Annotated in this window: 26 protein-coding genes; 15 read left to right on the plus strand and 11 right to left on the minus strand. The window is 63.1% G+C overall.

The genetic code is table 11. From position 1 onward, the window contains the following. Positions 1 to 51 precede the first annotated feature (51 nt). On the plus strand, positions 52 to 1032 hold the full coding sequence (locus ABJO61_RS07555) for an L-threonylcarbamoyladenylate synthase (RefSeq protein ID WP_348327688.1): 981 nt from the start codon (positions 52 to 54) through the stop codon (positions 1030 to 1032). Here the strand turns inward: ABJO61_RS07555 and ABJO61_RS07560 are convergent. Then, on the minus strand, positions 1029 to 1898 hold the full coding sequence (locus ABJO61_RS07560) for a VOC family protein (protein ID WP_348327685.1): 870 nt from the start codon (positions 1896 to 1898) through the stop codon (positions 1029 to 1031). The two genes, ABJO61_RS07555 and ABJO61_RS07560, sit on opposite strands and share 4 nt — an antisense overlap. A 438-nt stretch (positions 1899 to 2336) precedes the next feature. Between ABJO61_RS07560 and ABJO61_RS07565 the strand changes: the two genes are divergently transcribed. The 4 genes from ABJO61_RS07565 (at position 2337) to ABJO61_RS07580 (ending at position 5976) form a co-directional block, all read left to right on the plus strand. After that, on the plus strand, positions 2337 to 3707 hold the full coding sequence (locus ABJO61_RS07565) for a serine hydrolase domain-containing protein (RefSeq protein WP_348327682.1): 1371 nt from the start codon (positions 2337 to 2339) through the stop codon (positions 3705 to 3707). A gap of 88 nt (positions 3708 to 3795) precedes the next feature. Continuing rightward, a complete protein-coding gene (locus ABJO61_RS07570) occupies positions 3796 to 4083 on the plus strand; it encodes a GIY-YIG nuclease family protein (RefSeq protein ID WP_348327679.1) in 288 nt (95 codons plus the stop codon). A gap of 103 nt (positions 4084 to 4186) precedes the next feature. Next, positions 4187 to 5602: an FAD-binding oxidoreductase gene (locus ABJO61_RS07575; RefSeq protein ID WP_348327676.1), complete on the plus strand. Its 1416-nt coding sequence runs from the start codon at positions 4187 to 4189 to the stop codon at positions 5600 to 5602. 86 nt (positions 5603 to 5688) lie between these two features. After that, positions 5689 to 5976 carry a GIY-YIG nuclease family protein gene (locus ABJO61_RS07580; RefSeq protein WP_348327673.1) on the plus strand — a complete coding sequence of 96 codons (288 nt, stop codon included), beginning with the start codon at positions 5689 to 5691 and terminating at the stop codon, positions 5974 to 5976. 91 nt (positions 5977 to 6067) lie between these two features. Here the strand turns inward: ABJO61_RS07580 and ABJO61_RS07585 are convergent, their stop codons facing one another. Next, positions 6068 to 7408: a hemolysin family protein gene (locus ABJO61_RS07585; protein ID WP_348327670.1), complete on the minus strand. Its 1341-nt coding sequence runs from the start codon at positions 7406 to 7408 to the stop codon at positions 6068 to 6070. Positions 7409 to 7537: 129 nt separating this feature from the next. Here ABJO61_RS07585 and ABJO61_RS07590 point away from each other — a divergent pair, with 129 nt between their 5' ends. After that, positions 7538 to 7969: a GNAT family acetyltransferase gene (locus ABJO61_RS07590; protein ID WP_348327936.1), complete on the plus strand. Its 432-nt coding sequence runs from the start codon at positions 7538 to 7540 to the stop codon at positions 7967 to 7969. Positions 7970 to 8240: 271 nt separating this feature from the next. Here the strand turns inward: ABJO61_RS07590 and ABJO61_RS07595 are convergent, their stop codons facing one another. Next, complete coding sequence (locus ABJO61_RS07595; RefSeq protein ID WP_348327667.1) at positions 8241 to 8993, minus strand: SOS response-associated peptidase; 753 nt, start codon at positions 8991 to 8993, stop codon at positions 8241 to 8243. Between the two features lie 80 nt (positions 8994 to 9073). Here ABJO61_RS07595 and ABJO61_RS07600 point away from each other — a divergent pair, with 80 nt between their 5' ends. The 6 genes from ABJO61_RS07600 to ABJO61_RS07625 all read left to right on the plus strand — a co-directional run bounded on the left by ABJO61_RS07600 (position 9074) and on the right by ABJO61_RS07625 (position 13049). Continuing rightward, entirely contained in the window at positions 9074 to 9556 is a 483-nt protein-coding gene (locus ABJO61_RS07600) for a Fur family transcriptional regulator (protein ID WP_348327664.1), read from the plus strand. 102 nt (positions 9557 to 9658) lie between these two features. Beyond that, positions 9659 to 10009 carry a hypothetical protein gene (locus ABJO61_RS07605; RefSeq protein WP_348327661.1) on the plus strand — a complete coding sequence of 117 codons (351 nt, stop codon included), beginning with the start codon at positions 9659 to 9661 and terminating at the stop codon, positions 10007 to 10009. An 82-nt stretch (positions 10010 to 10091) separates the two neighbouring features. Continuing rightward, entirely contained in the window at positions 10092 to 10874 is a 783-nt protein-coding gene (locus ABJO61_RS07610; protein WP_348327658.1) for an SDR family oxidoreductase, read from the plus strand. Between the two features lie 49 nt (positions 10875 to 10923). Then, positions 10924 to 11427 carry a MarR family transcriptional regulator gene (locus ABJO61_RS07615; protein ID WP_348327656.1) on the plus strand — a complete coding sequence of 168 codons (504 nt, stop codon included), beginning with the start codon at positions 10924 to 10926 and terminating at the stop codon, positions 11425 to 11427. A gap of 24 nt (positions 11428 to 11451) precedes the next feature. After that, the gene (locus tag ABJO61_RS07620; RefSeq protein WP_348330965.1) at positions 11452 to 12606 is read left to right on the plus strand and encodes an L-lactate dehydrogenase; all 1155 of its coding nucleotides are present in this window, start codon (positions 11452 to 11454) and stop codon (positions 12604 to 12606) included. Between the two features lie 86 nt (positions 12607 to 12692). Next, entirely contained in the window at positions 12693 to 13049 is a 357-nt protein-coding gene (locus ABJO61_RS07625) for an STAS/SEC14 domain-containing protein (protein WP_348325409.1), read from the plus strand. Between the two features lie 10 nt (positions 13050 to 13059). Here the strand turns inward: ABJO61_RS07625 and ABJO61_RS07630 are convergent, their stop codons facing one another. The 3 genes from ABJO61_RS07630 to ABJO61_RS07640 form a co-directional block, all read right to left on the minus strand. Beyond that, positions 13060 to 13398, minus strand: coding sequence for a HepT-like ribonuclease domain-containing protein (locus ABJO61_RS07630; protein WP_348325411.1), 339 nt, complete (start codon positions 13396 to 13398; stop codon positions 13060 to 13062). Then, a complete protein-coding gene (locus tag ABJO61_RS07635) occupies positions 13388 to 13888 on the minus strand; it encodes a helix-turn-helix domain-containing protein (RefSeq protein ID WP_348325413.1) in 501 nt (166 codons plus the stop codon). The genes ABJO61_RS07630 and ABJO61_RS07635 overlap by 11 nt, the downstream gene beginning before the upstream one ends. Before the next feature lie 130 nt (positions 13889 to 14018). Further along, positions 14019 to 15164 (minus strand): PQQ-dependent sugar dehydrogenase, encoded by a 1146-nt coding sequence (locus tag ABJO61_RS07640; protein ID WP_348325415.1) that lies wholly within the window; start codon positions 15162 to 15164, stop codon positions 14019 to 14021. Positions 15165 to 15332: 168 nt separating this feature from the next. Here ABJO61_RS07640 and ABJO61_RS07645 point away from each other — a divergent pair, with 168 nt between their 5' ends. The 3 genes from ABJO61_RS07645 to ABJO61_RS07655 all read left to right on the plus strand — a co-directional run bounded on the left by ABJO61_RS07645 (position 15333) and on the right by ABJO61_RS07655 (position 17261). Next, entirely contained in the window at positions 15333 to 16298 is a 966-nt protein-coding gene (locus ABJO61_RS07645) for a nitronate monooxygenase family protein (protein ID WP_348325417.1), read from the plus strand. A 92-nt stretch (positions 16299 to 16390) separates the two neighbouring features. Then, the gene (locus ABJO61_RS07650) at positions 16391 to 16798 is read left to right on the plus strand and encodes a TIGR02301 family protein (protein ID WP_348325419.1); all 408 of its coding nucleotides are present in this window, start codon (positions 16391 to 16393) and stop codon (positions 16796 to 16798) included. Between the two features lie 166 nt (positions 16799 to 16964). Further along, positions 16965 to 17261: a hypothetical protein gene (locus ABJO61_RS07655; protein WP_293336542.1), complete on the plus strand. Its 297-nt coding sequence runs from the start codon at positions 16965 to 16967 to the stop codon at positions 17259 to 17261. On the opposite strand, the gene ABJO61_RS07660 is transcribed toward ABJO61_RS07655, so the two are convergent. The 5 genes from ABJO61_RS07660 to ABJO61_RS07680 form a co-directional block, all read right to left on the minus strand. Next, entirely contained in the window at positions 17254 to 17736 is a 483-nt protein-coding gene (locus tag ABJO61_RS07660) for a hypothetical protein (RefSeq protein WP_348325421.1), read from the minus strand. The genes ABJO61_RS07655 and ABJO61_RS07660 overlap by 8 nt on opposite strands. 143 nt (positions 17737 to 17879) lie before the next feature. Beyond that, the gene (locus ABJO61_RS07665; protein WP_348325423.1) at positions 17880 to 18578 is read right to left on the minus strand and encodes a Crp/Fnr family transcriptional regulator; all 699 of its coding nucleotides are present in this window, start codon (positions 18576 to 18578) and stop codon (positions 17880 to 17882) included. Positions 18579 to 18622: 44 nt separating this feature from the next. Next, positions 18623 to 20173, minus strand: a complete 1551-nt coding sequence (locus ABJO61_RS07670) for an acetolactate synthase large subunit (RefSeq protein WP_348325425.1) — start codon at positions 20171 to 20173, stop codon at positions 18623 to 18625. Between the two features lie 40 nt (positions 20174 to 20213). Next, positions 20214 to 20855: a LysE family transporter gene (locus tag ABJO61_RS07675; protein ID WP_348325427.1), complete on the minus strand. Its 642-nt coding sequence runs from the start codon at positions 20853 to 20855 to the stop codon at positions 20214 to 20216. Between the two features lie 32 nt (positions 20856 to 20887). Next, positions 20888 to 22744, minus strand: coding sequence for an AMP-binding protein (locus ABJO61_RS07680; RefSeq protein WP_348325500.1), 1857 nt, complete (start codon positions 22742 to 22744; stop codon positions 20888 to 20890). Between the last annotated feature and the right edge of the window lie 3 nt (positions 22745 to 22747).

Consider the following 22747-nt stretch of genomic DNA (forward strand, 5'->3'; position numbering starts at 1 on the left):
ATTCTCCGCGTCGTGTGTACCGAGCGAAAGAATGGATTCAAGGTGGGCGGCGTGGCGGAATGCCTGAAGGCAACGGCGGAAGCGATCGAACGGGCGGGCGCCGCGATCCGCGAGGGCAGGCTTGCCGGTTTTCCGACAGAGACGGTCTATGGTCTCGGTGCCGATGCGACAGACGACAAGGCCGTGGCAAGCATTTTCGAGGCGAAAGGCAGGCCCCGCTTCAACCCGCTGATCGTGCATGTGGCGGATTTTGCGGAAGCTGAAAAATACTGTGTTTTCAATGCGGAAGCCGAAAAGCTGGCGCGTATCTTCTGGCCCGGCGGCATCACGCTGGTGCTGCCGAGGCGCGCGGACACGCCGCTTTCGCTGCTGGTGAGCGCGGGCCTCGACACGGTGGCGATCCGCGTGCCTGCGCATGAGACAGCGCGCGCCCTCATCAAGGTGGCGAAACGGCCGCTCGCAGCACCCTCGGCAAACCCCTCCGGCAAGGTGAGCCCGACTTGCGCCGCCCATGTGATGGAAGGGCTTGGCAGCGCGCCGCAACTTGCCTTCGTGCTCGACGGGGGCCCCTGCCCGCTTGGACTTGAATCCACCGTCATCGGATTTCCTCAAGGAATACCGACACTTCTCAGGCCCGGCGCGGTGGCGCGGGACGAGATCGAGACGGTACTGGGCAGGCCGCTCATGGACGCCGACGCGGCGCGCGGCGAGGAAGGCCGTGCCTCGCCCGGCCAGCTCGAAAGCCACTACGCGCCGGGCTCGCCGATCCGGCTCAACGCCCGGGAGGTCGCAGAGGACGAGGTGCTGCTCGCCTTTGGGCCGGATGCGCCGGACGCGAAAACCTCAATGAATCTCTCGGCTTCCGGCGATCTCGGGCAAGCGGCGGCCAACCTCTTCGCGATGCTGCGCGCGCTCGACGCGAAAGCGCAAGGCCGCCGCATCGCCGTCATGCCGATCCCCATGACGGGACTTGGCGAGGCGATCAACGACCGGCTGAAAAGAGCAGCCGCCCCAAGAGAATCAAAGGGTTAGAGAGGTCCAACCAGGATCGTCGGGATGCCGTTCGTCGGCGGCTTGATGGTGGCGACGGCGGTGCCTTCTTTCCGGCCCGGCTTCACCTCCGACACATCGCGGCCAGCGGCAGCGAGGCGGTCGCGGACGGCCGTCACATTCTCCGCCTTCCAGGCAAGTCCCCAGAAATGCTCGGCTTTTGGCGCTTTCGCCGTGTCGAGCGGCTGGACCACCTCGATGGTGAGACCGCCGGTACGGAAGAAAAGCTGGCGGACGCCCCATTCAGGCTTGGTGTGGTCGAGGGCGAGGCGGATGCCGAGCTTGTCCCCGAACAGCGCCTTGCAGGCCTCCGCATCGGGGGTCATCACCACGACATGATCGCAGGCGGAGATGGCCTGCGTCTCCGAAACCCCTTCGGACAGGGGCGCGAGCGGGAGCGCGTCCGCGGGGCTAAGATGTTGAATTCCCAGCATGAAAAGACCTCGGGTCTGGTCTTTCGGGAGGGCGATGGTGCGCCATTCGCGGATGGCGCCCGTGATCTCGTCGCGGCCCTTGCCGTCGACAGGCGCACCGGAGGCAAGGCCGCGCGCATTGAAGGCGGCGCTGGCGGCCGCCGCATCGTCCACGCCCAGCACGATGCCGTAAAGCCCCTCGCCCTGCGCATCGAGATGAGCTTTCAAGGCGTCCGCATTCGCCCCTTCGGCGACCGGCGCATAAAGCTCCACATAGGTATTTGCGAGGCGGTACAAGACGTTACCGGTGCCGACGCCCGGATGGACACCCTTCCAGGAGGGCTCGCGGCCGAAGATCGCCGTGTAGTTCTTCTCCGCTTCCTTCAGGTCGCGGACGGCAATGATGATGTGGTCGACGCTCGTTACTTCAGTCATTTTCAGCAGTCCATTCGAGGGCTTTGCGGCGGCACAATAGGCGTATTGCGGGAGGGCCGCCAGAGGACGGGAAGCAAGCCGGTTTGCGCGGAATTTGTGCCCGGGAGCGGGGACAAGCAGGGGATGACTGTCATCGAAACGTCATCATAACGTCACAAAGACTATTTCAGTTCGTTCGTGTACGGAGGAAAAATAAATAGTCCCCGGTTTTCGTTCTGGAAGGTGTACTCCCAACCCGTTCGGAACTCGAAAAGGTCCACCGGACCTTTTCGCTCGCTTGCACGAGACGTTCCTCACCCCCTCAAGGGGGAGGCGAAGTAAAAAGGCAATTCCCGGCGAGTTGTCCCCGCCCCCGGTCACCCGACCACCCGGCTTTCGCCGGGGGGACACATTTGCTTAGATCATCCCTCACAGCCCACCCAGAAGAAGGCAAAGCCCATGCCCCTCTCCGCTCCCCGCCTGCGCACCATGCTCGACGAGCTCACCCGTCAATATGGCGTGCCGGGGGCCTCCATTGCGGTCTGGTCCGGCGGCGCGATGAAAGAGGCGGCGGCGGGCGTCTGCAATATCGAGACGAAGGTGCCGGTGACGTCCGACACGTTGTTCCAGATCGGCTCCATCACCAAGCTCTATACGACGGCGCTTGCCATGCAGCTCGTGGAGGAAGGCAAGCTCGACCTCGACAAGCCGGTGCGGGACATTATCCCCGATTTCGCGGTGGCTGATGAAGAGGTCGCGGCGGCGGTGACACTTCGCCACCTGCTCAACCATACGAGCGGGATCGACGGCGATTTCTTCAAGGATGCGGGGCGCGGCGAAGACCGGGTGGAGAAATATGTCCGTCTACTGAAGGGTGTGAAGCAGATACATCCGCTGGGGCAGATGTTTTCCTATTGCAATGCGGGCTTCGTGGTGGCGGGCCGCATGATCGAACTGGCTACGGGCAAGACATGGGACAAGGCGGTGCGCGAGCGGCTCGCGAAGCCGCTCGGCACACCCGCCTTCTCGACGCTGCCGGAACAGGCGATGCGGCACCAGACGGCGATCGGTCATGTCGGGCAGCCCGGCGCGCTCGCCGTGACGCCGATCACCTATCTCGCACAGTCGAACGCGCCCGCAGGCTCGATGCCGATGGCGAAGGCCAGCGACGTGATCGCCTTTGCGCGCATGATGATGAATGACGGCGTGGCGGCTACGGCCACGCCGATCCTGAGCGCGGAGAGCGTGCACCAGATGCACCTGCGGACCGTGACCTGCCCGCCGCAGATGAACATCGACGCGATCGGGCTTGGCAGTTTCCTCTGGGACTGGAATGGCGACGGGCATTACGACGTGTTCGGCCATGACGGCTCGACCATCGGACAGGCGGCCTGGCTGCGCTATCACACAGAGAGCGAGACGGCAGTGGCCCTGCTGACCAATGGCGGCAATGGCAAGGGGCTTGCCGACGAGATGCTGGCCGCGATCTTTTCGGACAGCGCGGGTATCCAGCCACCTGAGCCGCCCGCGCCTGCGCGGGACGGTATGCCGGAGGTTTCGCGGCTCACCGGCACCTATGGCAAGGCGAGCGGGACAGTCGAAATTTCGGTGAAGGATGGTGCGCTCGTGGCGATGCACAAGCCCGCGCCAGACTTCGCGGCGCTGCAGGGGACTTACGCAGTGGAGCTTCGTCCTCTGAGCGAGACCTTGTTCATCGGAACCATGCAAGGCTACACGCGGCCCGCGACCTATCATTTTCTAGAGGAGGACGATCAGGGCCGCGCGCTTTATCTCCATACGGGCGCGCGAGCTCATCGGCGGGTGGAGTGAGGGTGCGTGGGGGATTTGCCTCTAACCGCGCCTAAAACAGAAGTGTCATCCCGGCGAAAGCCGGGACCCATTAGCGGCGCTGCAACCAATGAGCTATTTCGTCTACATCCTCGCCAGCCGCAAGCATGGGACACTCTATGTGGGCGTGACGAACGATCTCGCCAGGCGCGTGGAGGACCATCGCAGCGGCATCGCATCCGGCTTCACGAAGAAATATCGTGTCCATATGCTCGTCTATGCGGAAACTTATGATGATATAGAAGAAGCCATCAAGCGCGAGAAGGCGATCAAGGAATGGAAGCGCGCCTGGAAAGTGCAATTGGTCGAGAAGGCAAATCCCGAGTGGAACGATTTGACGGAGTCTCTGAATCGATAGGCCAATGGGTCCCGGCTTTCGCCGGGATGACATTGTTTTTTGTAACGGATGATTTGCTTTACATCGGAGGCACAAGAACCGGCCGCCAAACTGCGGCATTGCCATGAAACCCACGCCCGAGACATTAGAGCGGCTGAAGGAAATCACCGGCGACAAGGGCTTTGTCGCCGAGGAGCGCGACATGGCGCCCTATCTCGTGGAACGGCGCGAGCTCTACAAGGGCCGCGCGGCAGCGGTGCTCAAGCCCGCAACGACGGAAGAGGTTTCCGCGATCATGAAGGTCGCGCATGAGGCGGGGCTTCATGTGGTGCCGCAGGGCGGGAACACGGGGCTTGTCGGCGGACAAATGCCGGACGGTACGGGCGAAGAGATCGTGCTGAGCCTCACGCGCATGAACAAGGTGCGCAGCCTCGACGCGGAGAACAACACGCTGAGCGTCGATGCCGGCGTGACGCTGGCCACCGCGCAGGAAGCGGCAAGCGCGGCCGACCGGCTTTTCCCGCTCAGCCTCGCCTCCGAAGGCTCGTGCCAGATCGGCGGCAATCTCGCGACCAATGCAGGCGGTACGCAGGTGCTGCGCTACGGGAATGCGCGCGACCTCGTGCTCGGGCTCGAGGTGGTGCTGGCGAATGGCGATATCTGGAACGGGCTGACGGGGCTCCGCAAGGACAATACGGGCTACGACCTCCGCCATCTCTTCATGGGATCGGAAGGGACGCTCGGCATCATCACGGGGGCGGTGCTGAAACTTTTTCCCCGCCCGCGCGCGGTCTCGACGGGTTTTGCCGCCGTGCCGGACGTGGCCGCGGCGGTGAAGCTGCTCCGCATCGCAGACGGCTTGTCGGGCGGACAGGTGACGACCTTCGAACTGGTGCCGCGCATCGGCGTCGAATTCGTGACGCGGCATCTGGAAGGCGCGAGCGATCCGCTGCCCGAGGCATCGCCCTGGTATGTGCTGATCGAGATGACGGCAGGCGCGGAGACGGCGAAGCTCGACGAGACGATGGAAATGGCGCTGGAAGAAGGGCTCGACACGAAACTCGTGACGGACGCCGCCATTGCGCAATCGGAAGCGCAGCGCGACGACTTCCGCCGCCTGCGCGAGAGCCTTTCCGACGTGCAGCGCGAGGAAGGCGGCAGCATCAAGCACGATGTTTCCGTGCCCGTGTCGCGGATGGCGGATTTCATTACGCGGGCGACGGACGCCGTGAGCGCGCGGCTGCCGGGCATTCGCCCCGTCCCCTTCGGCCATATCGGTGACGGGAATGTTCACTTCAATCTGAGCCAGCCCGTGGAGATGGACAAGGCGGCGTTTCTCGCGCTCTGGGGCGAGATGAACGCCATTGTGCACGGGATCGTGCGCGAGATGAACGGCTCCATCAGCGCGGAACACGGCGTGGGGCAATTGAAGCGCGACGAAATCGCGGCGACGAAATCGCCGGTGGAGATGGCGCTGATGCGCGCAGTGAAACAGGCGCTGGACCCGAAGGGGATTCTCAATCCGGGGAAGGTTGTTTGAGGGGGAAGCCTTTCCCCTTACGTATCACAAAAATACTGTCATCCCGGAGCTTGTCCCCGGGATCCAATCCACCTTACGGCAAATGCATGAGCTATTTCGTCTATGTTCTTGCCAGCCGCAAACACGGAACGCTCTACATTGGCGTAACGAACGACCTTGCACGACGCGCCTGGGAACACCGGGAAGGCATCGGGTCAAAGTTTACGAAGAAATACGATGTTCACAGACTGGTCTATGCAGAGCCGTATGAGGACATCGAACGCGCAATCCAACGCGAAAAGACCATGAAAGAATGGCCGCGTGTCTGGAAGATCCGGCAGATTGAGCGTGACAATCCCGAGTGGGATGACCTCTGCGACAAACTGAACGGATAAGCGAGTGGGTCCCGGCAACAAGTGCCGGGATGACACCTGTTTTTTAGCTGTGGCCGTGCCGAAAGCTTTCGCCGGGGTGACACCCTGATCTTCAATCCGCACTGCGCGCCAGCGCATTGCCGATGGGCAGGTTCTGGGCGGGGACGATCAGCACCTTGTCGATGCGGGGCCCGTCCATATCGACGATCTCGAAGCGGTAGCCGTTCCAGGCGAAGTAGTCGCCCTCGCGCGGCAAGCGGCCGAACCAGTTGAACATGACGCCTGCGAGCGTGTTCACCTCGGAGCTTTCATCGCCCGGCAGCTTCTGAAGCTTCAGGAGGCGGCGCACTTCCTCCACCGACACGACGCCGTCGATGATCCACGAACCGTCCTCGCGGATGGCGACGGCGGAATTGCCGGGCGCCGCGTGATCGGAAATATCGCCGATCATGGCGAAGAATATCTCCGACATGGTGATGGTGCCGACGACATCGCCATATTCGTCGATGATGAAGCCCATGAACATGTTTTCGGACTGGAGGATGCCGAGCGCCTTCAACACGCTGGCCGTGCGCGGGATATAGAGCGGCTGCGACATGCGCGCGAGGAGCTGGTCGTTGGAGCGCGGGTTGAGATAGAGGTCTTCGAGACGGACCATGCCGATGAAGGGCCCGTTCGAGCCGCGCCGGATCGGATAGCGCATCATCTGATGCTCGCGGATGACGGCGAGGTTTTCCTCGACCGGCTCCTCCACATCGAGCCAGACGAGCTGGACGCGCGGCGTCATGATTTCGGCAACGCGCGTATCGCTGAGATGGAAAACACGGTTCACGATATCGCGCTCGACGCTTTCGATGGCGCCAGCGGCGGCGCCTTCCTCGATCAGATGCTTGATCTCGTCTTCCGTGACCTTCGGCACTTCACGGCCCGTGAAGCCATAAAGCTTGAGGACGGCCTCGGTCGACCAGGAGAGAAAGGTGACGGCGGGACCGAGCAGTTTCGAGAGCTGGTTCATCGGCCGGGCGATGGCGGAGGCGATGCCTTCCGGGTTTGCCAGCGCGAGGCGCTTCGGCACCAGCTCGCCGAGGATCAGCGACAGATAGGTGATGATGACGACGACGAAACCGAAGGCGACGGGCTCCGCGTAGACGCCGATCCAGGGCCAGTCCGCAATGAGGGCGGATAGCGGCCCGGCCAGCGTCGCGCCACCGAAGGCACCGGCAAAGACGCCGACCAGCGTGATGCCGATCTGGACGGAGGAAAGAAAGCGGCCCGGCTCCGACTGGAGCTTGAGCGCGGCTTCGGGACCGGCGGCAGGGCCATCGCCGCGCTTGCGCTTCGACAGGAGCGACTGGAGGCGCTGGCGGCGCGAAGAGACGACTGCCATTTCCGACATCGAGAAGAACCCGTTCAAGAGGATCAGAACGAGCAGGATGATGATGTTCGAGAGCATGGTGTCCCCGGGGGCCTGAAGGGCGATTATAGGAGCAAAGTGCGGCCGTGGCGACGGGGAAGCGGCGGCGACTAAATCACGCTATTGTCAGCAGCTTTCGCGCGGGGGTGGAGAAAGCACATGGCCAGCATGGAAATCGAATCAATCGAGGTGAGGTCCGCGACGGATGCGGACCTCGCGGCGCTTGTGGCGCTGTGGGAGGCCGCAGGCCTGACGCGGCCCTGGAACGATCCGGCGGAGGACATCGCCTTTGCGCGGCGCGGGCCTGCCTCCGATGTGCTGGTGGGAACGAGCGAGGGGCGCATCGTTGCCAGCGTCATGGTCGGCCATGACGGGCACAGGGGCGCGGTCTATTACGTGTCGGCGGACCCGGCGCTGCGGGCGCAAGGCCTCGGCCGGCGCATCATGGCGGCGGCGGAAGACTGGCTGCGGGAACGGGGTGTGTGGAAACTGAACCTGATGGTGAGGCGCGGAAACGAGGCCGCAACGGGGTTCTATGCGGCGCTCGACTATGCGCAAGATGAGGTCGTGGTGATGTCGAAGCGGCTGAGGGAGGGGTGAGGAAGATATTTGCACGCGAAGACGCGAAGGCACGAAGAAGGATTTTGGCGCTTCGCGCCGAAAAGAATTTCAGTACCTGCATCAACCACAGGGGTCATCCCGGCGAAAGCCGGGACCCATTGGTTCCCTCAGCAAGAGCTGTTTGCCGTCTTGCCCGCCGTGCGGCACTGCTTCATTTGCGAGAGCCGCGGCAAGCTGATTTGCGAGTGGGTCCCGGCTTTCGCCGGGATGACAATTTTGTTTTGGCTCTGTCTGCGACCAAAACCGCAGATCAGAACAAGCCCATCTGGCGTTCGTCGGCGACCGGCTGTTTCTTGCGGGCGGGCTCTTCGGGCGCGGCCTCGGCGACACCCCGCTCCTGAAGGGAGGGGCCGTCATTCGCGACGCGATTGATCCGTGTGCTGACGGGTATCGCCTCCATGAGATCGTCCGGCGCGGGACGGAGCAGCGCGAGAAGCTCCTTTTCGCTCGCCGCCGGATCGAGCCAGAGATCCCAGTCCTTCTCGTCCAGAATGACGGGCATCCGGTGGTGGACGGGCGCGAGGGCTTCGTTCGCCTCTGTCGTCACGATGGCGCAGCTGTCGAGTTCGCTGCCGCCGGACGGCATCCATATGTCCCAGACGGCAGCCATGGCGAAGGGCCGCCCGTCCTTGCGGCGGATGAAGAAGGGCTGCTTCGGTCCCTTTCCCGATACGGCTTTCCACTCATAGAAGCCGTCGGCGGGCATCAGCGCACGGTGATGGCGGAAGGCGCCCCGGAAGGAGGGCTTTTCGGCAATCGTCTCGGCGCGCGCGTTGATGAGGATCGACTGGGGCATTTCCTTCGCCCATGAAGGGACGAGCCCCCAGCGCACCAGCAGGAAGCGGCGGCGGCTGCCGCCCTCACCGTCCTGCTCGCGGACCACAATGGGCACGGGCTGGGAGGGCGCGATGTTGTATCGCGGGGGGAAATCCGGCTCGTCCAGATAGGCGAAGAGATCGCGCATCGCGTCCGGCGGCATGGTGATGGAAAAACGTCCGCACATGGCGACAAACTAGACCGAGTCGGCAGGTGAGGACAAAGAGGCTGTTATCTTGTAACATTGCCGCAGACACAGGAGGCGGCATGGCGGCGCAGAACGCGGTTCACGCGCATACATCGCATAATCACCGCGAATGCATCGACGATGCGCTGACGCGGGCGCGAGAGATCTGCGCGGTGCGCGGCGTGCAACTGACGCCGCTGCGCGAAAAGGTGCTGCAAATCGTCTGGCGGAGCCACAAGCCGGTGGGCGCCTATGATGTGCTGGACGAACTGACGCGGAGCCACAAGGCGGCCCGGCCGCCGACGGTCTATCGCGCGCTCGACTTTCTGATGAGCGAAGGCCTCATTCACAAGATCGAATCGCTGAATGCCTATCTCGGCTGCACGGAAGCGGGCGCGACACATTCCGGCCAGTTCCTGATTTGCCGCCAATGCGGCGCGACGGAAGAGATCGTCGATCCGAAGCTCGAAACGGCGCTCGACCAGGCGGCGAAGCGGGCCCATTTCATAGCGGAACGCAAGGTGGTGGAGATTTCGGGGCTGTGCGCCCGATGTGCGGCCTGACGCGCGGGTCCGGATGGAATTTCCGCGCGAGACTTTTCCCATAGCCGCGAAAACCCTCTAGGATCGCCGCCAACCCGGCCTTTCCCACGGAGCTTCCTCATCATGATACGCCCCCTGCCCCTGTTCGCGTACCTCGCGGCTGCCAGTATCTCCCTCGCCGCGACGAGCGCGGGGGCCGTGAGCTCCAAATACCAGACGGGCACACGCTCGGGCCCATTCGTGGCGACGGAGAAATCGCTGAGCGACCTCGTGGGCGACGAATACGAGATCAAGGGCAATCTCGGGACGGCGCTGATCCTGCAGAAGGGCGCTTCCGTCTATTCCTGCCAGATCCCGCCCGACCCCGAGAAGCTGGACTTCAAGCCCTATTTCGTCTGCGCGGAACTTCAGGAACGGCCCCGCGACGCAACGGCAAGCGAAAAAGAAGAAGAGACTCCCGCAACAGGGAATTGACCGAAGGCGGCGCGGCCATAATGCTGCGCGCCTTGAAACCGGAAATCCCAGGAAACGCGAAACAGGATCAGGGAGAAGACAGATGAGCTACAAGCCTTTCGACCTTTCGGGAAAGGTGGCCCTTGTGACGGGCGGCAATGGCGGTATCGGCCTCGGCATGGCGGATGCCATCGCGCAATCGGGCGCGGATGTCGCGATCTGGGGCACGAATGAAGACAAGAACAAAAAGGCCGCCGACCAGCTTCGCGCGCATGGCGTGAAGGTTTATTCGCGCAAGGTGGACGTTTCCGACGAGAGCCAAGTGATCGACGGGATCGGCGCGACGGTGAAAGAGCTTGGCCGGATCGACTCGGTGTTCGCGAATGCGGGCGTTGGCTTCGGCGCACCTTCCTTCGTCGAGATGTCGACTGAGGTCTACAGGAAGACGCTGGCGGTGAACCTCGACGGCGTGTTCTGGACGCTGCGGGAAAGCGCGCGGCATATGGTCGAGCGCGCGAAAAGCGGCGATGCGGGCGGCTCGCTTGTCGGCATTGCAAGCCTTGCCGCCATCGAGGGCGCGGCGCGCAACGAAGCCTATGCGGCGACGAAGGGCGGCGTCATCTCCATGATCAAGAGCGTAGCAGTGGAACATGCGCGCTACGGCATGCGCGCCAATGCCATTCTGCCGGGCTGGATCGCCACCGACATGACGGCGCAGGCGCAGGCCGCGCCCGCCTTCGCGGAAAAGGTGATCCCGCGTGTGCCCGCACGGCGCTGGGGCGAGCCGGGCGATTTCGGCGGCGTTGCCGTCTATCTCACCTCGGATGCCTCGTCCTACCATTCGGGCGACACTTTTATCATCGACGGCGGCTACGCGATTTTCTGAAGAAGAGCGGGCGATTTTCTGAAGAAGAGCGGGCGATTTCTGAGGACACATGACGAACAAGCGGGACAGCACCTTGACGGAGGACGCCGATATCGACCGGCGGCTCATCCTGATGGCACGCACGGTGGTGGTGCTGTTCCGCGAGTTCGAGAAGATCGCGCGCGAGCTTGAGATCACGATCCCGCAATACCGCTTTCTGCTGTTTCTGAAACGCGGGCCGAAGCGGGCGGGCGAACTGGCCGTGGAAGCGGCAATCAGGAAGCCGACCGCTTCCGGCCTCATTGCCGACATGGAAAAACGCGGGCTCATCGCGCGCAAGCCGGACAAGGATGACGGGCGGAGCGTGAAGCTCAGCCTGACGGCGAAGGGGCTGAAGAAGCACCGCGAATTCGAGGAGGCGCTGGCGCGCTACCTGCCCTCGCTGCTCGAAGCGGGCGACGGGGGACGGATGCTCGACGCGTTTTCGGAACTCGCCTACATCATCGACAGTCGGCGGGAGAATACCGGCCCCGTGGCGGTGGACGATCTCGTGGAAGACGCGGACCGTGGCTGAACAACATAAAGGCGGGGGAACGTCATGAGTCTCGATCTCAATCCGGTGTCCGTTTCGGACTATCGCGAGGTGGCGCGCAAGCGGCTACCGACGCAGCTTTTTGATTATCTCGATGGCGGCTCCTACGCGGAGCGGACGCTCGGCGACAATGTGGAAGCTTTCGGGCGGCTGAAGCTGCGCCAGCGCGTGCTGCGCGATGTCAGCCATATCGACACCTCCGCGGATGTCTTCGGCAAGACATGGACGATCCCGGCTGCCCTCGCGCCGGTCGGCTTTGCGGGCATGTATGCCAGGCGCGGCGAAGTGCAGGCGGCGCGCGCGGCCGAGAAGTTCGGCGTGCCCTACACGCTCTCCACGGTCGGCATCTGCTCCATCGAGGAAATCGCCAAGGCGACGACCAAGCCCTTCTGGTTCCAGCTTTATGTGATCAAGGATCGCGGCTATGCGGCGGAACTGATGAAGCGCGCGCATGATGCGGGCTGCTCGGCGCTCGTCTTCACGGTGGACCTTGCCGTGCTCGGCGCGCGCTACCGCGACATCCGCAACGGCATGAACACGAAAATGTCGGCCGGCAAACGGCTCAAGGTGGCCGCCGACTTCGCGCGGCGCGTTCACTGGCTGAAGAACGTGGCGCTTGGCGGGCGGCCGCTCGATTTCGGCAATCTGCGCGAGGCGGTGCCGGGGGCGCGCGGCTTCGGCGCCTTCGGCGCATGGGTTGCGCAGAACCTCGACCCTTCGATGACGTGGGACGACCTCGAATGGGTGCGCAAGAACTGGCCGGGCAAGATCATCATCAAGGGCGTGATGGACGCCGACGATGCGCGGCTCGCGATGAACGCGATTTCACCGGAAGGCATCGTGGTGTCGAACCACGGCGGACGGCAGCTCGACTCGACGCCTGCGACCATCGAGGCGCTGCCCGCGATCCGCGAGGAAGTGGGGGACGCGACAACGGTGCTGCTCGATGGGGGCATCCGCAGCGGACTCGACATCGTGAAGGCGCTGGCGCTTGGCGCGGATGCCTGTCTGATGGGGCGGCCCTGGGTCTATGCGCTGGCGGCGCGCGGCGAGGCAGGCGTTTCCGCGATGCTCGGGACGATGAAGCAGGAAATGCATGTCGCGATGGCGCTGACCGGCAGCACGAAGACAAGCGAGATCGACAAGAGCGCCATTGCGTGACCGAGGCGAGGCGCGATTAAACGATGAAGAGGCCCGTGCGTTCTTTCTGCACCCCCCGGCGGAGCGGGGCAGCAAGGAAAGCAACCATGCTCAACATCGAGAAAACGGATAATGGCGTCATTCACGTCAGGGCGTCCGGCAAGCTGACCCAGCCCGATTACGACACTTTCGACGTTCAGTTCGACAAGGTGGCGCAGGCGAACAAGCCGGTGCGCGTTCTCGTGGAGCTGGATCGCTTCGAGGGCTGGGACGCCGCCGGACTTTGGCAGGAACTCAAATTTGATGTGACGCATAATGACGATCTTGGCCGCGTGGCCATTATCGGCGACAAGACCTGGGAAGAATGGGGCGCGAAAATATCGGAACCCTTCTTCAGCGCCGAAATGAAATATTTCGACAAGACGCAGGCCGCCGAAGCGCGCGACTGGCTGATGCGGCCCTAGGCTGCCAGCGTCAGCGCTCCAGCTCCGCGCGACAGGCGGCTTTCAGAAGCGGCAGGCGATCAATCGCCACGTTCCAGATGATTTCGACATCCACATCGCCATAATCATGACGCAGGATTGAACCGAAGCGGCGAAGGTTCGCAAAGTCCACGTCTGGATGGCGCTCGTCCAGCATGTCGCCGATCTTTCGCGCCGCTTCGCAGATACGCTCGAGGCAACGTTCGACGGCATCTTGCGCGAGCGCATTCGCGCGGAACGTCTCAAGACCCAGACCCGCGATGTGGCTTTCGATACGAAGGACTTGCTCCAGCATGTCTTCGATGCGCCGGCGTGGATCGCTAGAAGACATAAATTTCGTCCTCGGCGAGATGCTGTTTCAATTCCGGTTTCATATCCGGGCGGCGGCGAACGATATCCGTCGGAATGCCGGTCATCCGTTCGATCATGCCGCCGATGCCGGCGAGAGCAACAATATCGATGCGGCGCGCTGGATCGATGTCGGTAACTATATCGAGATCGCTATCCGGCCCGTCCTCCATGCGTGCAACCGAACCGAAGATGGCGAGGTGAAGGACGCCTTGCCTTTCAAGTTCAGAGCGCGCTTTTTGCAGTGTACGGAGCACATATGCGAGGCGGCTGCGGTGTTGCGGGCGATCCGACAGGGTCGCCTGAAGCGCCCGCAAGCTGGCCCGCAGCGGCGCGCCCCTGCCCTTCTCGAAGTTGACGAGGGTTGCCCGCGAAATGCCCGCGCGGCGGGCGAGCTCTGCCTGGGTAAGGCCCAGCCGGGCGCGGGCGGCGCGGCAGTCAGCAGGGGAAAGAGTGTGGGCCGATGTTTCCATAGCTGCATAATGTACAATATTTGTCTTTTTGTCAAATATTGCACATTATAGACCCAGAGAGGCTGTTTCCCCTCCCCAAACGGCTTGCAGCCGTTTGACCCTCCCACAAGGGGGTGGGAAGTGAGCCGTTCTACTCCGCCTTTGTGATTCGGAGAATCTGGCCTTCTTCCTCGTCGGTGAGGAGATAGAGAGCGCCATCCGGCCCCTGCCGCACATCGCGAATACGCAGGCCGAGTTCCTTCAGCATGGGTTCGTCGCCCGTGACCTCATTGCCCTCAAGGGTGAGGCGGGCGAGCTGCGGGATGGCGAGGCCACCGACAAAGAGCGAGCCCTGCCATTCGGGGATCGCATCGCCGGTATAGAAGGCCATGCCGGAGGGACCGATGGAGGGCACCCAGTAATGCACGGGGTCTTCCATGCCCGGCGCCGAACTCTCGCCCGAGCCGACCGCCAAACCGCTATATTCCCGGCCATAGGTCACAACGGGCCAGCCATAATTCTTGCCGGGTTCGGGAATATTGACCTCATCGCCGCCGCGCGGCCCATGCTCATTGGTCCACAGCGCGCCCGTTTCCGGGTGGAGCGCCGCGCCCTGCTGGTTGCGGTGGCCATAAGACCAGATTTCGGGGAGCGCACCTTCTTCACCGGCGTAAGGATTGTCCTCCGGGACGGTGCCGTCCGGCCAGATGCGCACGACCTTGCCGAGATGGGACGAGAGTTCCTGTGCCTGTCCGCGAAACTCCTTCTTCGAGCGTTCGCCAAGGGCAATGAAGAGATGGCCCTCGCGATCGAAGACGAGGCGGGAGCCGAAATGAAGCGTGCTCGCTTCCTTGGGCTGCTGGCGGAAGATCACTTCCACGTCTCTCAGTTGCGGCGACATGCTCTCGGTGAGATGGCCGCGCGCGACGGCGGTGCCGTTCGTGCCACCTTCGCCCTTCTCGGCATAGGTGAGATAGACGAAGCGGTTTTCCTCGAAATCAGGATCGAGCGCGACGTCGAGCAAGCCGCCCTGCCCGCGCGCATCGACCTGCGGCACGCCATAGGCGGCATCGCCGATCTTTCCTTGCGGCGTGACAATGCGCAGGAAGCCCGGGCGCTCGGTGACGAGAAAATTGCCATCGGGCAGGAAGGCAAGGCCCCAGGGATGGTCGAGGCCTTGCGCCACCGTTTCGACGCGGACCTTCACCTTTTCGGTCTGGAAGGTTTCATCCAGCGCGGCGGCGGGAGCAGCAAGAGCAGCGGCGAGAGCGAGAGCTAAAGCGGAATGGCGGATCATGCGTCACCTTTTTGGGCGGAAGAAGGACAGATTTACGCGGCTACACGACAAAAGTAAGGCGGGAGGACGTGCTTGACAGGGTAAGGAGCAAAAGGTTTAGTTAGGTAACCGAACTAAAATGACGGAACCGGCAAAGGGCCGGGTTTTCCGCGTGCAGGGAGAGCTTCCATGGCCATTCACACACCGCTTTGCGACCTTCTGGGCGTCAAATATCCGATCATGCTGGCGGGCATGGGCGGCGTCTCCTACGCGGAACTCGCCGCCGCCGTTTCCAATGCGGGCGGCTTCGGCACGCTCGGCATGGCCGGACTGCAGCCGGAAGAAATCCGTGTGCAGATGAAGAAGGTGAAAGACCTCACCGACAAGCCCTTCGGCGTGGACCTGCTCGCGGCGGTACCCGAATCGCTCGAAAAGACCGCCGACATCATGATCGAGGAAGGCGCGACGGCCTTCATCTCCGGGCTTGGCGTGCCGAACAACATTCTCGAAAAGCTGCATGGCGCGGGCATGAAGGTGATGAATGTCTGCGGCACGGTGAAACATGCGGTGGCGGGCGAGAAGGCCGGGCTCGACGGCGTGATCGCGCAAGGGACCGAAGGTGGCGGCCATACGGGCAAGGTTGCCGGCATGGCGCTGATCCCGCAGATCGTGGATGCGGTGAAGACGATCCCCGTCGTCGCGGCGGGCTCCATCATCGACGGGCGCGGCCTCGCGGCGGCGCTTGCCTTCGGCGCGCAGGGCGTCTGGATGGGTACGCGCTTCATCGCGGCCAAGGAATCCCATGCGGGCGACATGTACCGGCAGGTGATCGTGGAAGCCAAGGACACGGACACGATCGTGACGCGCTGCTACTCCGGCAAGACGATGCGCGTGTTCAACAATCCTTACGTGCAGGACTGGGAGAGCCGCCCGCAGGACATCCAGCCCTTCCCGCAGCAGGCCATCCTTTCGACCCAGAACAATGTGATGGGCGGCATTGGCGGCCAGATCGAGGGCCTCGAGCGCGACCGCTCCTGCTTCGCCATGGGCCAGGGCGCGGGCGGCATTCACGAAGTGCTTTCTGCAAAGGACATCGTGGACCAGACGATGGAAGAAGCCGAGCGCGTGCTCGAACGGCTGAAAAAATTCGGCTGAGCGGCCTGTCCCGCCCCGGGAAGGCCCGCTTCGTGCAGCGGTGATTGCCATCGAGCGATCACCGCGGCTTGCTGGAGGGCCTTCGGGGCGATATGGCACAAGGCTTGTGCAAAAACGGGACGGCGAAGAAAAAGCGGCTTTTGCCGCTGGCGCTTGCGGCTGCGCTCGCCGCCCTCCCCTTTTTCACGGTGCGGGCGGAGGCCCTGCCCGCCAGCGTGACACAGCTGGCCGAGGTGCTGGGCGGCGTTCACCATCTCCGAACGCTGTGCGGCACCAATGAAGGCCAGCTCTGGCGCAACAAGATGATCGAGATGATGGGCACGCTGAGCCCGGGCGAAGCCGAGCGGCAGGCGCTTATCAAGCATTTCAACGATGCCTTTTACCGCTATCGCAACGCCTATCCCAACTGCACCCCGACGGCGACCAGCCAGGCCGACCGCCTGATGCAGGACGGGCACCGGCTGGCCGAGGAACTCGCGGCAAGCGGGCTGGGCAGATAAAAGCCGTTTCAGGGCTGTATTTACGCCGATTTACTCCATTTCGGGCGCTATTAACCTGTCTTTGATGAAACGGGAGACATTCGCCGTCAGTGTGTTACAAAGGCGGAAGTTACGGGGGCAACCCGGCTCGCAGAGGCCGGTGTCAAACACTTTCGGAGAAGGACCCATGGCAGAAGATTTTCCCGGAGACGCCAGTTTCGGTCCGCTCGACGAAGACGGACATGACGCTTCCCCGCTCACCGAAACCGAGCAGCGCCGTGTCGCGCTCCAGAATATTCTGGATGCATGGGACGAGGCGCTGGGCGAAGGCGTGGATGCCGACATCCTTGCGACCACCGCGATTTTCGCGGCGCTTTCCGACATGGTGGAAGCCTATGGCGAGGAGCCTGTGGCGGATATGGCCAACGGTCTTGCCGACCGGGTACGTCAGGGCGAATTCACACTGAACCGCACGCTTAACTGAGCGGCTTCAGATCACCGGGACGCTCATCCGTTGCCAGAATGACAGCCGCGGAGCCTTCTGCGTTTTCCCCGGGCATACGAAATTGCGCCAGAAGCGGCGTCTGAGCGATGGCGCCGGAGAGAAGCGCTTCGGCATCGGCAATGCCCGCGAGGAAAGCCTCATTCTTCGGATTTGAACGACAGTGGCCCCGCGAGGTGGCATAGCAGGACTGCGCCGCGGAAAGCGGCAGTCCCATGACGTTCACCATGAAATCGACGAATGCGCGGCGGCTGTCCGTACGCCGCAGACGCCCTGCCCGTTCGGCCTCGATGGTAAGGCCCATCATATAATCGTGCACCCAGAAAGACTTGGCCGCCGGAGAAACGGCGCCGGAGTCGAGCTGGCCGCTCGCGCGAAGTTGCCTTTTCACATGAGCGAAAAGACGCGCAGCCTCCGCGTCGGCCGCAGCCGAGCGCCGTCGGAAAAAGCCAAACATTGCCCCACCCAGAAAAATTCACCCACAACCGATGTTTCAGCGGTTGCTTACTCAATCCGGGAACAGGGCGCTGTCGCCTATCTGACAGCAGGGCAAGAATGCACTCTTTCATTTGAATGAGGGGCATTTTTGCCGAAAACACTCTAGCCGTCCGCGAGCTCTTTCAACGCGGCAAAGTCGCAGATACGGATGCCGCCATTGCTATTCTCGATGAGGCCTTCGCGCTGCCAGTCGGCGAGGAGCTCGTTCATGTATTGCCGGGAAACGCCGACAAGCGAGGCGATATCGCTCTGGGAAAGGCGAATGTCGAGGAGAAGACCCTCCGCATCCTGTCTGCCGTGGACATGGGCAAGACGGACAAAGGCACTTGCCGCGCGCGCGCGCGCGCTGAGCCGCCGGGCGATGGTCGCGTTGAAATTCGAGCGGATGCTGTAGCAGAGAAGAAGAGCGAAGTCGTGCATGTAGCGGGGTTCGCGCGCCACGATCCGGCGATACCCCGATACCGGAAGCAGGAAGAGCTTGCATTCGCTCAAGGCCGAGAACTCCATCGGACGGGGCCCATCGTCGAAAAGCACCGCCTGCCCAATCCATGCGCCTGGGCCTATTGTCCAGAGCGTCATCTTTTCCATATCGCGGAAATAGTAGAAGGCGCGCAGATCGCCTTCGAGCAGCGCATATACGCCCGCGTGATCGAGGTCTCCCTGCCTGTAGACGGCTGCGCCGGCAGGAACGGTGACGATATGCCCGTGATGGATAATGGCCTGCTGCAACTCCTCCGGCCGCTCGCCCAGCCAGCCTTTGGACAGAAGCTCCAAAGCCTTCGGTTTCGTCCAGTTCGTCATCGGTTGCCCCCCAACCGGGGTCCGACCTGGCGCCGAACCCTGCTCTAGATCATCACCTCTATCAGCCGCGGCCCCTTCTGTTTCACGGCAGAACTGAAAGCATCGGCGAAGTCCTCGACCGTTTCAACACGAACCGACTCGACGCCCATGCCCTGCCCGAGTTCGACCCAATTGAGCTCCGGGTTGTGCAGATCGAGCATGGAGAGCGCCTTGGGGCCGGGGTTCTCGGCGCCGACGCGCATCAGCTCGATGTTGAGGATCGCATAGGAGCGGTTGGCGAAGATGACGTTCACGACATCGAGCTTCTCGCGCGCCTGCGTCCAGAGCGCCTGCAAGGTATACATCGCGCCGCCATCGCCGTGGAGGCAGACCACTTTGCGGTCCGGGCAGGCGACGGCCGCGCCGGTTGCCAGCGGCAGGCCCTGACCGATGGCGCCGCCGGTGAGCGAGAGATGGTCATGCGGCGCTGCATTCGCTGTCGAGATCATCGAGCCAATGCCCGAGGTCGCGGCCTCGTCGGAGATGATGGCGTTATCGGGGAGGAAGTGGCCGACAATCTGACCGGCGGTGAACTGGTCGAGTGCGGCGCCCGCCTTTGGCAGATCCGGCTTTTGAAGCGGCGCGACATTGGCCGGCTCCTTCGGCGCGGCGATCGCCTGTGCCACCGCTTCAAGCGCGGCGACACCATCCTCATGGGCATGAGCGAGATAGAGGATGCCGGTCCCCTCCGGCGTGCACCAGCTCGGCTTGCCTGGATAGGCGAAGAAGGAAACGGGCGGCTTCGCGCCGACAAGGATCAGCTGTTCGACATCGGCGAGCGAGGTCACGATGTCTTCCGCAAAATAGGGAATGCGCTCGATGGCGACGCGGCCCGCACCACGCTGGAGACGCGGCGCGAAGGTGTCGCACATGATGCGCGCGCCGGAGGCCGCCGCGATGCGGCCGGCAAGGGCAAGCCCCTCTTCCTTCAGCGCCTGCCCACGCACGAGGATCGCGGTCTTCCGGCCGTTCTTCAGGGCCTTTGCGGCGGCATCGACCGCCTCGCGGGAAACGGCGGCAGGACCGGGCACGGGAAGCGCGGGCGCGGCATGTTCTGCCTCGAGCCAGGCGGTGTCGGCGGGCAGGACCAGCGTTGCGATCTGGCCGGGGGCCTGCATCGCGGCCTGCACGGCGCGCGCGCCATCGGCGGCGACGGTCTTCGGGCTGTTCGACGAATGGAGCCAGCCGGAGACGGGCCGCGCAAAGCCCATGATGTCGGAGGCGAGCGGCGCATCATATTGCGCGTGATAGGTCGCGTGGTCGCCGACAATATTGACGATGGGGGTGGAAGCGCGGCGCGCATTGTGCAGGTTCGCAAGGCCGTTCGCGAGGCCCGGCCCGAGATGGAGCAGCGTCGCGGCGGGCTTCTCCGCCATGCGGCCATAGCCATCCGCCATCCCCGTCACCGCGCCTTCAAACAATCCCAGGATCGCGCGCATGCCCTCGACCTTGTCGAGCGCGGCAACGAAATGCATCTCCGAGGTGCCAGGGTTCGAGAAGCAGACCTCAACGCCCGCGTTCACAAGCGTCCGCACAAGGCTTTCCGCACCGTTCATGATTGGTCTCCCCGAGGATTTCTTTTTTCAGATTTCAAGACTAAAGCAAAAACGTACAGGCGACACGCACGAGAACAACGACGCCGAAAATAATGATGAGACCGCCCGAGACACGGTTCACGACGGCGAGCAGGCGGTCGTTCATCTTCTGCCGGAAGAGGCTGACGAAACCGGACAGGCCCGCCCACCAGAGCGCCGAGCCCGCCATGACGGCAAGGACGACCGTTGCAGCGTGTTCGTAATCCTCGCCCGCATCCGCAAGCCCCGCGACACCGCCGAAGATCGCGATGAAGCCGAGCATGGTTGCCGGGTTCGTGATGGTGAGGAAGAAGGTGGTGGCAAAGACAGCCGCCATTGCACCGGAAAGATTTTCTTCCGTCGTCTCGTCGAAATGCGGATGGGACATCAGCGTGCGAATGCCGAGCGCGAGGAGAAAAAGCCCCCCCACGATTTGCAGCGCGGTTTCGAAACGGATCACGATTTCGATGGCGGCAGTGAGGCCGAAGGCGGCGATGGCGGCAAAGATCGCATCGCCCGTGGCCGCGCCCGCGCCGGACAGGAAGCCGTTCAACTGGCCGTAGCGCAGCGTGCGGCGAATGACGATCAGATTGACAGGGCCGATGGGTGCCGCGACCGCAAGACCGATCGCCACACCGTTCGCCACCAGACCGAGATCAATCATGCCGGTATTCGACTTTTCTGCTGAACCACCACTCAGGCAACCACGACATCATTGCCGGGCGGCTCCGCATAGAGCTTCTCGACAAGGGCCGCGCGGCGGCCGAGCGCAACCGACTGGTTGATATAGCCCTTGTCGGTCAGTTCGCCCGCATCGACGCTTGGCGGCTCCGTCATCAGCAGCGCGCGCACGACGCGCGTGCTCGATCCCGGATTGCCCTTGTTATGCGCACGCAAGCCCTCGGCCAGACGCTCCAGCACGGCGGGATGACGCACGAGGTCTTCCACGGCGAGCGAAGGATCGCCCGCAATGTTGCGGCAGGCGGGAATGTTCGGGAAGCCGAGAATGCCGATCCATGACCGATCCAGCCCGGCAACGAGCGCATCGGACAAGACACCGTTCGAGCCCGCAACGATATCGACGCGGAGCTTGCCCGCGCTCACCCATGTGCCGGTGGAAAGCTTGAAGTCTTCGGCGACACGGCCATCGAAGACGAGACCTTCCTCGGGGCGCTCTTCATCGAGGAAACGCGCGCCGTCGCCGAGGCGGTAGAAACCCTCCTCGTCATAGGCTTCCGCCGTCTTTTCCGGGTTCTTGTGGTAACCGGGCGTGATGCAATCGCCGCGAACGCGCACTTCCATCTTCTGACCGACAGGCGCGAGCTTCAACTCGACGCCGGGAAGCGGCAGGCCGAGGAGACCCATGCGCTCGGTGGGCCAATGGACATTGCAGATGGTGGGCGCGGTTTCGGTGGCGCCATAGCCCGACGAAAAGACGATGCGCTCGCCCGCCGCGCGGACAGCGACCTTCTGGATACGGTCGTAAAGATCCTGGCTCAGCGCCGCGCCGCCATAGGCAAGCGTGCGAAGACGCGAGAAGAAGTTTTTCGCCAGCGCCTCGTCGCCTTCGAGTTCGTCCGCCAGCATGGTATAGGCGGCGGGCACATTCGAATAGGCGGTGGGCGCGATTTCGCGGAGGTTCTGCACGGTTTCGGCAAAGCCGCCCGGAACGGGACGGCCACCGTCGATGTAGAGCGTGCCGCCGCCGACAAGCAGGTTGTTCAGGATGGCGTTGCCGCCGAAGCAGTGGTTCCAGGGAAGCCAGTTGAGAAGCACGGAAGGCTCCTCGTTTTCTTCTTCCACGGTCACGCTTTTCGGCATGACTGAGTTCACGCACATCATGCGCTGCGTGGTGATGACGGCTTTCGGCATGCCGGTTGAACCGGAGGTGAAGAGATATTTCGCCACCATGTCGAAGTTGAGCCTGGCGTAACTCTCCTCGACATCGTTGCCGGGCGTGGTTTCGGTGAGCGAGGCGAAGGGCGTGCCGAGCGAGCCATCGACGGTGACGAGTTCGACGCCATCCAGATCGAGGGCCTTCAGCGCACGCTCGAAGGGCGCGCCCTCCTGCATGAAGATCAGCTTCGGCTCGACGAGGTCGAAGACGTAGCGGAGCTTTTCAAAGTCGGAGCTCATGGTGGAATAGGACGGAGACACCGGCGCGGCGGGAACGCCCGCGAGGATCGCGCCATAGGTCATGAGCGCATGTTCGATGGAATTGCCGGAAAGGATCATCACCGGCTTCGACTGATCGAGGCCGCGATCGAGCAGCGCCTGCGCGATGGCATTTACCTTCGCGCTGGTTTCGGCATAGGTGAGGAGATCCCAGTCGCCGAAACCTTCCTTGACGGATTTGCGCTTGCCGAGCCAGACGCGGTCCGGCGCTTCCGCCGCCCATTTGCGGATCGGCTCGATGAGGTTCGAGGGTACGGCGCGCAGCGGATGCGGATTGCGCAGGACGATGGAACCATCCGCGCGGCGCTCGACCTCTAGCTTGCGTTCCACATAGCGCGGATCGCGATAAGGAGGCACATTCAGGTCCACGTTCGTCACCCC

This window comes from Parvibaculum sp. (assembly GCF_039973015.1).
Taxonomy (GTDB): Bacteria; Pseudomonadota; Alphaproteobacteria; order Parvibaculales; family Parvibaculaceae; genus Parvibaculum.

Coding starts and splice junctions, on each gene's coding strand:
- ABJO61_RS07655 (WP_293336542.1), top strand. CDS start 16,965: ATGGCAGAAGATTTTCCCGGAGACGCCAGTTTCGGTCCGCTCGACGAA.
- ABJO61_RS07610 (WP_348327658.1), top strand. CDS start 10,092: ATGAGCTACAAGCCTTTCGACCTTTCGGGAAAGGTGGCCCTTGTGACG.
- ABJO61_RS07630 (WP_348325411.1), bottom strand. CDS start 13,398: ATGTCTTCTAGCGATCCACGCCGGCGCATCGAAGACATGCTGGAGCAA.
- ABJO61_RS07595 (WP_348327667.1), bottom strand. CDS start 8,993: ATGTGCGGACGTTTTTCCATCACCATGCCGCCGGACGCGATGCGCGAT.
- ABJO61_RS07675 (WP_348325427.1), bottom strand. CDS start 20,855: ATGATTGATCTCGGTCTGGTGGCGAACGGTGTGGCGATCGGTCTTGCG.
- ABJO61_RS07620 (WP_348330965.1), top strand. CDS start 11,452: ATGAGTCTCGATCTCAATCCGGTGTCCGTTTCGGACTATCGCGAGGTG.
- ABJO61_RS07625 (WP_348325409.1), top strand. CDS start 12,693: ATGCTCAACATCGAGAAAACGGATAATGGCGTCATTCACGTCAGGGCG.
- ABJO61_RS07605 (WP_348327661.1), top strand. CDS start 9,659: ATGATACGCCCCCTGCCCCTGTTCGCGTACCTCGCGGCTGCCAGTATC.
- ABJO61_RS07670 (WP_348325425.1), bottom strand. CDS start 20,173: ATGAACGGTGCGGAAAGCCTTGTGCGGACGCTTGTGAACGCGGGCGTT.
- ABJO61_RS07615 (WP_348327656.1), top strand. CDS start 10,924: ATGACGAACAAGCGGGACAGCACCTTGACGGAGGACGCCGATATCGAC.
- ABJO61_RS07660 (WP_348325421.1), bottom strand. CDS start 17,736: ATGTTTGGCTTTTTCCGACGGCGCTCGGCTGCGGCCGACGCGGAGGCT.
- ABJO61_RS07600 (WP_348327664.1), top strand. CDS start 9,074: ATGGCGGCGCAGAACGCGGTTCACGCGCATACATCGCATAATCACCGC.
- ABJO61_RS07645 (WP_348325417.1), top strand. CDS start 15,333: ATGGCCATTCACACACCGCTTTGCGACCTTCTGGGCGTCAAATATCCG.
- ABJO61_RS07560 (WP_348327685.1), bottom strand. CDS start 1,898: ATGACTGAAGTAACGAGCGTCGACCACATCATCATTGCCGTCCGCGAC.
- ABJO61_RS07665 (WP_348325423.1), bottom strand. CDS start 18,578: ATGACGAACTGGACGAAACCGAAGGCTTTGGAGCTTCTGTCCAAAGGC.
- ABJO61_RS07575 (WP_348327676.1), top strand. CDS start 4,187: ATGAAACCCACGCCCGAGACATTAGAGCGGCTGAAGGAAATCACCGGC.
- ABJO61_RS07635 (WP_348325413.1), bottom strand. CDS start 13,888: ATGGAAACATCGGCCCACACTCTTTCCCCTGCTGACTGCCGCGCCGCC.
- ABJO61_RS07590 (WP_348327936.1), top strand. CDS start 7,538: ATGGAAATCGAATCAATCGAGGTGAGGTCCGCGACGGATGCGGACCTC.
- ABJO61_RS07570 (WP_348327679.1), top strand. CDS start 3,796: ATGAGCTATTTCGTCTACATCCTCGCCAGCCGCAAGCATGGGACACTC.
- ABJO61_RS07585 (WP_348327670.1), bottom strand. CDS start 7,408: ATGCTCTCGAACATCATCATCCTGCTCGTTCTGATCCTCTTGAACGGG.
- ABJO61_RS07650 (WP_348325419.1), top strand. CDS start 16,391: ATGGCACAAGGCTTGTGCAAAAACGGGACGGCGAAGAAAAAGCGGCTT.
- ABJO61_RS07580 (WP_348327673.1), top strand. CDS start 5,689: ATGAGCTATTTCGTCTATGTTCTTGCCAGCCGCAAACACGGAACGCTC.
- ABJO61_RS07640 (WP_348325415.1), bottom strand. CDS start 15,164: ATGATCCGCCATTCCGCTTTAGCTCTCGCTCTCGCCGCTGCTCTTGCT.
- ABJO61_RS07565 (WP_348327682.1), top strand. CDS start 2,337: ATGCCCCTCTCCGCTCCCCGCCTGCGCACCATGCTCGACGAGCTCACC.